We start from the raw sequence: 7,413 nt of genomic DNA, 5'->3' as shown, positions 1-7,413 counted from the left end.
CTGTATTGACCTGGCTTCTTAGCATCTGCTGCCGTTGCACTGCGAAACGTTAATTCTGCAGGCTTTTTCAGCATGGAGCGAACTTCTGCCTCATTAGTGACGGAGTTCAAGGAGCCCAAGGTGATCAAGGACCTCAAGGCGTCCAAGGCGACCAAGGACCTCAGGGTGTTCAAGGCGTGCAAGGCGACCAAGGACCTCAAGGAGTTCAAGGCGTGCAAGGCGACCAAGGCCCTCAGGGTGTTCAAGGACCGCAAGGTGACCAAGGACCAGCTTAAGGTCAAGGTATATTTAGAGGACTCAAAAGTTATTTATAACTTTTGGGTCCTTTTTTTGTCTTAAGTTAATGTTTGCAGTCCTGCTGTAACAAAAAAAACCTTTGTCGAAGTCTCATGGAAATGATTCAGAGAGACTTGACAAAGGTATTGGAAAATAATTGTTGGCTAATATTCTAATCAGCCTTGTTGTAATTTACGGCAACACAACCACTTTCTCTTTGCAGGACGCAATAAATTTTCCATATTGAATACAAGTTTCTAATGAATCATTTGGCTCCATAGGCCACCATCGTATGGCTCCCCTGGGAGCTTTGGAGGCATAGGTTTCGATTTCTGATGGAATTCGACCTACAACCACAATTTCGATCTCCCTAAAGTTGTTTTCAATGCCCTTTTGGAGCGTTTTAATTAATTGGGTGTGCTCTATTTCAGGACAGGAATGGGGGATAGGGAACAATATCGAGAATTTAGAAGTATCTTCTTGAATAACGTGAGCAGATTTCCGGGCAGGATCATCCGTAGAAGTCTCCCATATACGACGATAAGGCAATTGCTGTGGTAAATCGAGTTCTTTCAGTCTCATTTGTATCCTTTGAAAATAGCATCTATTTAGTTCCCCTACAAGAACCTGAATCTGCTTATTTCTTAGGAATGTAGTGTTATTCCCATGTTCGTTACGATATTGGATATATATCAAATCGGGGATGTTTGCAAATTTAGTGCAAAGAAACGTCCGGACCAGCATATCGTAATCATCTGCAACCAGTAGTTCATTGCGATGTCCCCCGATCAGATGATAACAGTCCCTTGTCCACGCACGGGGATGATTGGGTAAACCGACCAAATGTCGAATGGTTTTGCCATTAATGGTCGTATGTTTTTGTACATTTTGCCATCTGTTCATTTCATGCAGCCAGACTCGATAATGAACACTGTAGCCAAAGCCACAATCCCAGCCATACCAATGTGCATGATTGCTCCCTGCATACACTTCAGCACAATCCCCATAAACAAAGCCACAGTCAGGGTTTTGTTGAAATGCTTTGACGATTTTCTCCAGGCAGTCAGGAGTTAGCTCATCATCATGATCGACTTCTACCAAAATTTCCCCTGTACATAGACCTGCTGCAAACCTTTTGATAGCCCCTATATAACCATTGCGGGAATCCTGGCGATATCTCCGCACACGGTGATCCTCTAAAGGGAGTAAATACTCCTTGTACGTTTCATCTTCATCACCGGAATCATCCACGATTACCCATTCCCAGTTCTTGTAGGTCTGCTTCAATAAAGATTGATAAGGTCGTTGAATTTTTTCCTTTGATCTGTAGCTGGCAGTAAAGACGGATATTAAAGGTGTGTTTGAAGAAAAATGTGTAGGAGGAATCGTTCTATTCTCCGGAAGAGGATCTGTTGCCTTAAGCCAGCAGAAAAATAAATGCATAGGTTGAATTTCGTCAGGTGATTGGAAGTGTAACCAGCGTTTTTTTTCGTGACCAGGCAATGCTTTTAGTGCTGAAAATTCTCCCCACTCTTCTCCGATCGAGACGTAAACCCGAGGTTTTTGGAGGCTATTGTCTATAAGTGGCTGATCAGCCTCATACAAGTTTATTGTAATGTTATTTTCTTCCAATCTATCTATCAATTCTTTTACATGATCCTTTAAAACCTTCTTCGATACAAATAAATGAGTTGTCAGTAGCGGAGTGAAATTCAATGACATGATCATTCCCCTTTACCAGTTTCGAACATCAACGAGAGGGAGGTGCCGTTCAGACGTAAGCTATTGTTTTTATTGAAACAACCATTTTCCTGGCATCATTTTATTTCCCAGTAGTATATATGTATGTGTATGTGTATGTGTTCGGGGATGTGAGAAAAATACCAGCCCATATGAACATAGCGAATAAACCGTTTGAAACCTCCGTCGTAAACACCGAAGCATTAAAGAAAGGTGGAGTAAGTGTGGAATGCCCATTAGTAAGTGTAGTTATACCTGCATATAACCGGCCGCATACACTAAAAATCGCCATCGACAGTGTATTGGAACAAACTTACCCGAACATCGAAATTATTATCTGTGATGACAGTACAACGAATGAAGTACAAGAAATGATTGATTCTTATTTAGATTCTTTTCCCCAAGTTAAATATTATAAAAATGATAAAAATCTTTTTCTTGGAAATTGGCATAAATGTTTTGATTTGGCATCAGGTGAATATATCAATTACTTGATGGATGACGATATGTTTCATAAAGAAAAAATAGCAAGGATGCTCTATTTTTTTGAAAATTTTGAAAAGATCACACTGGTTACCTCGTATCGGCAAACCATGAATGAATTAGGGGCTATTCTCCCACCGCTCTATGCAACGGAAAAGTTATACGAAGAAACAAGGATAATGGACGGAAGAATGTTGGCAAACGTTGCATTAACTCGTTGTTTAAATGTGATTGGTGAACCTACAACAGTGTTTTTCAAAAAAACAGATCTTATCGAACGGTTTGGAGTTTATAAAGGGAAACAGTATTCTCTTCTTAATGATTTAGCTTCCTGGTTGAACTTACTATCCAAAGGAAAAGCAGTTTATATTCCTGAAGCGCTAAGCTATTTTCGAATACATCCCAATCAAAATAATCAAACGCTTGGTCAAAATGCGTTCACGGAATGGTTAGATATTATGATTGCCTCGAGAGATGATGGATTTCTTGATACCAACGATTTGTTTAAAACTGCACTTCATTCTTATCATGAACGTATAAAAGGCCGTCCACAATTTGTTGCAGATATCAAGCGAATTGAAATGATATTAAAAACATTGGAATCCTAACTTGCTCATCCCATGTGCAAAGGAGGCTTGGCTTATGTTTGAAATTCCCTTCTTACGACCTAGTTTAGTAAAAAAGGAACGATTTATTGCTAATTTTGAGAAAATAGAAGAGACGCGAATTTACTCCAATTATGGCCCCTTAAATAACCTGTTTGAAGAGCGGGTCATTGCGCAAGTGTTTAATGGAATCGGTTCGGCTGTGACTGTTAGTAACGCTACCATCGGCTTGATTTTGGCTATCGCTCACAGCAAGCGACCACAGGGCAAATATGCAGTTATGCCAAGTTTTACTTTTGCTGCCACCCCACTTGCTGCTGAGTGGTGCGGGTTAGAACCCTATTTCCTTGACATTGAACCGGAGAATTGGCAAATGAATAGGGAGCAGTTAGAGCAGGCAGTCAAGCTGCTGGGAGATGAGATTGCGGTAATCGTTCCTTATGCCACTTTCGGTACAGCCATTGATTTGTCTGTATACAATAAGCTGCAGGAGCAAGGAATTCCGGTAGTCATTGATGCTGCTGCCAGTTTTGGGACTATATCTCCCGAGGAAGCCACCCATTTTGGTAAAGGCTTTGGAGGGGCCGTAGTATTCAGCTTTCATGCCACCAAATCTTTTGGTATCGGAGAGGGTGGATTGGTATACAGTTTGGACCAGGATCTCATTAAGCGAATTCGTCAGGCGGGGAATTTCGGTTTCTCCAGCAGCAGGGAGTCTGTCACCCAAGGTCTTAACAGTAAGATATCCGAGTATACCGCTGCTATCGCTTTAGCTACTCTCGATCACTTCAAAACTGTACGGGAGAATAGAAGGACGATCTACGAATATTATCTTCAAGAACTGCTCCAAGCAGACTTATTAGAACGAGGATGGTCTGTACAAAAAACACAAGGATCGGTTGTCCATCAATTTATCCCTATTCTTAGTCCGGATTCACACACGAATCAAGAGGTCGTTAAGTTATTAGCCTCTAATTCAATAGAAGCCAGAACCTATTTTTCTCCGGCGTGCCATCAGCAGAAGCAGTTCCAAAGTTATCCCCGGTCTACTCTTCATGTTACCGAGCATATTACCAAACATATTGTCAGCCTGCCCTTGTGGGAGGAACTGGATGAGATTATCGTTCGAAGAATTGTAAATGTTCTAAGAAGCTTGGGAAGAGAGACAGCCAGATGAGGAAACTCGTGATTTGGGGATCGGGCGGACATGCCAGGGAAATTAACTGGTTATGTGAAGAGTTAGGAGTTCGAGTGATAGGATTCTTAGACGAACGGCCTGAGACGAAAGGGCAGATCGTAAATGGGGTTCCTGTACTGGGGACGTTGACCGACATTAAAGCGTTAAAATATGAGGTGGAACTGATATGTGCGGGAGTGGGTGACCCAGCATTAAAGAAACGATTCGCTTATCATACAATTCAATCGGGATTTCGTATCGCAGCCCCGCTAATACATCCGCGTGTTCGTTTGTCTCGAAGAAACACCATTGGAGAGGGAAGTATGATCTTTGAAGGGGCTGTCCTGTCGGACAATATTAAGATCGGACAGCATGTGATTATCAATCGGAGTGTTAACGTGAGTCATGATGCGGTTATTGGCGATTATATAACCATAGCCCCTGGTGTGAATTTGGCAGGTAACGTAACCATAGATGAGGGGGCCTATATCGGCGTCGGTGTCTCGGTACGGGAGAGATGTCACATTGGTTGTTGGTCTATGATAGGTGGAGGTGCCTTTGTTAAAGATGATATACCCAGCTTTACCATGGCTGCAGGGGTACCAGCAGTCGTTAAAAAACGACTTGATATTCCCTGAGTAGTCTTTCTTTGGACGGAGCGTATTCGATTTGTAGTAATATGCTTGGCAATGAAGTGATTTACCTACCAAAAGGCCGTGCCGGAAAAGGTTCTCATAACCTGATCCCGGCGCGGCTTTTGATTAATGTACACATTTTACAGATGGATAAAAATTAAAATTTATTTTTGATTATTTTTGTATTGCTTATTTTCAAATCAAAACAAAAGTGTTATAGTCTCCATAAATAAAGAATAACCACTGTAATAAAGCCTTTCAAAACTAAAACTAAACTTGGAGGTCTTTTTCCTATGGTACAAAGTCTGTGGAATTCTTCACAAGCATCTGAGCAAAAAAACACGCTGGAACAGCTCGTATACCGTTCTAACCTGATTGGCACAGATAGGAGTGTGTGCAACTGGGGAGGCGGCAATACTTCGGCCAAAACAACGATACAGGATTTCCGCGGACGTGAAGTGGAAGTGATGTACGTCAAGGGCAGCGGTTCAGATCTTGCAACAATGAAAGCGCATAACTTTACAGGGCTTCGTATGGAGGATATTCGTCCTTTATTTGAAAGAGAAGATATGTCTGACGAGGATATGGTCGCATATTTGGCGAACTGTATGATAGATGCCAAGCATCCACGGGCTTCAATTGAGACGCTATTGCATGCTTTTCTGCCTTTTAGACATGTCGATCATACACACCCGGACGCGATTATTAGCTTGTGCTGTGCGCACAACGGTAAGGAAATCGCTAAGGAAATTTTCGGTGACAGTTTTGTATGGGTGCCTTATATCCGTCCTGGATTTAAGCTGTCGAAAATGATTGCCCAAGGTGTACTCGATCATCCACAAGCTGAATTGGTATTGATGGAAAAGCATGGTCTGGTTACGTGGGGAGACACATCCGAAGCGGCTTATGCCAAAACGATCGATATCATCCAAGAAGCAGAAAGCTATATTAAAGCTCGTCAAGAGGAAAAGCAGGCGTTTGGAGGAACAAAATATAAAGCGCTTACTTATGAAGGACGCCGTAGCATTGCATCTCAAGTTATGCCGTCGATTCGGGGAGCGGTCAGTGATGAGAAAAAGATGATTTTAACCTTTGATGATGCAGAAGATGTGTTGGAGTTTGTGAACGGCCGGGATTCTGCTGCTTTATCCCAGGTCGGGGCTGCGTGCCCGGATCATCTGGTCCATACCAAGATGAAGCCACTCTATGTAGATTGGACACCGGATGTGGAGGATGTAGAGGGCTTGAAAGTTAAGCTTGCCGAGGGTATAGCAGCTTATAAGGAGCAGTATCAAGCTTATTTCGAGCGCAATCGGCTTGAAGGGGATGTTATGTTTGAGGCTGCGCCACGTGTAATTTTGGTTCCGGGTGTTGGTATGATCAACACAGGTAAAAGCTGGAGCAATGCGCAGGTAAGCGGTGCTCTGTACCATCGGGCTATTGCTGTTATGCGAGGGGCAACGACGTTAGGAGAGTTTGTTTCACTCAGTGAGAACAAGTCATATAACGTGGAATATTGGCCGCTGGAGCTTTATAAGCTGTCACTCGCGCCAGCAGAAGTTGAATTTTCCCGTAAAATTGCGTTCATTACAGGTGGTGCAGGCGGAATTGGCAGTGCAACCGCACGTCGTTTGGTGGATGAAGGCGCACATGTCGTACTGGCAGACCTGAATCTGGAAGGCGCGCAAAAGGTAGCCGCAGAGATCAATAGTAGCTACGGAGAAAACTGTGCCATTGCCGTAAAAATGGATGTGACGCAGGAGGAGCAAATTCAGGCTGCCTATGCAGAAACGGCATTGACCTATGGCGGTGTAGATATCATCGTCAACAATGCAGGCCTTGCTACATCCAGTCCGTTCGATGAAACATCGTTAAAGGAATGGAATTTAAATGTGAATGTGCTGGGAACGGGTTATTTTCTGGTTGCACGAGAAGCGTTCAAGCTCATGAAGGAGCAGACACTTGGCGGCAGCATGGTGTTCGTCGGCTCCAAAAACTCGGTCTACGCAGGTAAAAATGTAACGGCCTACAGCTCGGTCAAGGCGCTTGAAGCGCACTTAGCCCGTTGTATTGCCGCAGAAGGTGGTGAATATGGTATCCGTGTGAACACCATTTTGCCGGATGCCATTCTGCAAGGCTCGGCAATCTGGAACTCCAACTGGCGTAATGAACGCGCCACTGCCTACGGCATTGAGCCCGACCAGCTGGAGGAGCATTACCGCAAACGGACGACGCTGCTGGTCAATATTTACCCGCAGGATATCGCTGAGGGCATTGCCTTTTTCGCCTCATCCAAGGCAGAGAAAACGACAGGTTGTATGCTGACCATCGACGGCGGCGTCCCCGCTGCCTTTACACGCTAGCCGAATTAAAATGAACCTGGGTAAGCGATAGACTCATTTCAACGGCTCAACACTTAGGATTATAACGAACAAATTTAATGTACTAATCTATTTCACTAATCCAAGCCACATGTTATACACACACTAACACTTTA

At 43.5% G+C, this 7,413-nt stretch carries 6 protein-coding genes; 5 read left to right on the top strand and 1 reads right to left on the bottom strand.

Annotation, left to right across the window (positions count from 1 at the left end; translation table 11 throughout):
* Positions 1–120: 120 nt before the first annotated feature.
* Positions 121–339, top strand: coding sequence for a hypothetical protein (locus ACWA2B_RS27055; protein WP_449292825.1), 219 nt, complete (start codon positions 121–123; stop codon positions 337–339).
* Positions 340–468: 129 nt separating this feature from the next.
* Here the strand turns inward: ACWA2B_RS27055 and ACWA2B_RS27050 are convergent, their stop codons facing one another.
* Complete coding sequence (locus ACWA2B_RS27050; protein WP_069012380.1) at positions 469–1,998, bottom strand: glycosyltransferase; 1,530 nt, start codon at positions 1,996–1,998, stop codon at positions 469–471.
* Positions 1,999–2,240: 242 nt separating this feature from the next.
* On the opposite strand from ACWA2B_RS27050, the gene ACWA2B_RS27045 reads away from it, so the two are divergent.
* The 4 genes from ACWA2B_RS27045 to ACWA2B_RS27030 all read left to right on the top strand — a co-directional run bounded on the left by ACWA2B_RS27045 (position 2,241) and on the right by ACWA2B_RS27030 (position 7,279).
* Positions 2,241–3,107 (top strand): glycosyltransferase family 2 protein, encoded by an 867-nt coding sequence (locus ACWA2B_RS27045; RefSeq protein WP_069012379.1) that lies wholly within the window; start codon positions 2,241–2,243, stop codon positions 3,105–3,107.
* A gap of 34 nt (positions 3,108–3,141) precedes the next feature.
* Positions 3,142–4,281, top strand: a complete 1,140-nt coding sequence (locus ACWA2B_RS27040; RefSeq protein WP_029518454.1) for a DegT/DnrJ/EryC1/StrS family aminotransferase — start codon at positions 3,142–3,144, stop codon at positions 4,279–4,281.
* The gene (locus tag ACWA2B_RS27035) at positions 4,278–4,919 is read left to right on the top strand and encodes an acetyltransferase (RefSeq protein ID WP_039275128.1); all 642 of its coding nucleotides are present in this window, start codon (positions 4,278–4,280) and stop codon (positions 4,917–4,919) included. The genes ACWA2B_RS27040 and ACWA2B_RS27035 overlap by 4 nt, the downstream gene beginning before the upstream one ends.
* A 290-nt stretch (positions 4,920–5,209) precedes the next feature.
* The gene (locus ACWA2B_RS27030) at positions 5,210–7,279 is read left to right on the top strand and encodes a bifunctional aldolase/short-chain dehydrogenase (protein ID WP_449292824.1); all 2,070 of its coding nucleotides are present in this window, start codon (positions 5,210–5,212) and stop codon (positions 7,277–7,279) included.
* The last annotated feature ends 134 nt before the right edge of the window (positions 7,280–7,413 follow it).

It is taken from the genome of Paenibacillus sp. CMM36 (assembly GCF_053570945.1).
The sequence above is the reverse complement of the archived record's forward strand: the minus strand, read 5'-3'. Positions and strand labels throughout refer to the sequence as shown.

What these genes read in the sequence shown, in the direction of transcription:
- ACWA2B_RS27050 (WP_069012380.1), bottom strand. Translation starts at nt 1,998, where the DNA reads ATGTCATTGAATTTCACTCCGCTACTGACAACTCATTTATTTGTATCG.
- ACWA2B_RS27040 (WP_029518454.1), top strand. Translation starts at nt 3,142, where the DNA reads ATGTTTGAAATTCCCTTCTTACGACCTAGTTTAGTAAAAAAGGAACGA.
- ACWA2B_RS27035 (WP_039275128.1), top strand. Translation starts at nt 4,278, where the DNA reads ATGAGGAAACTCGTGATTTGGGGATCGGGCGGACATGCCAGGGAAATT.
- ACWA2B_RS27030 (WP_449292824.1), top strand. Translation starts at nt 5,210, where the DNA reads ATGGTACAAAGTCTGTGGAATTCTTCACAAGCATCTGAGCAAAAAAAC.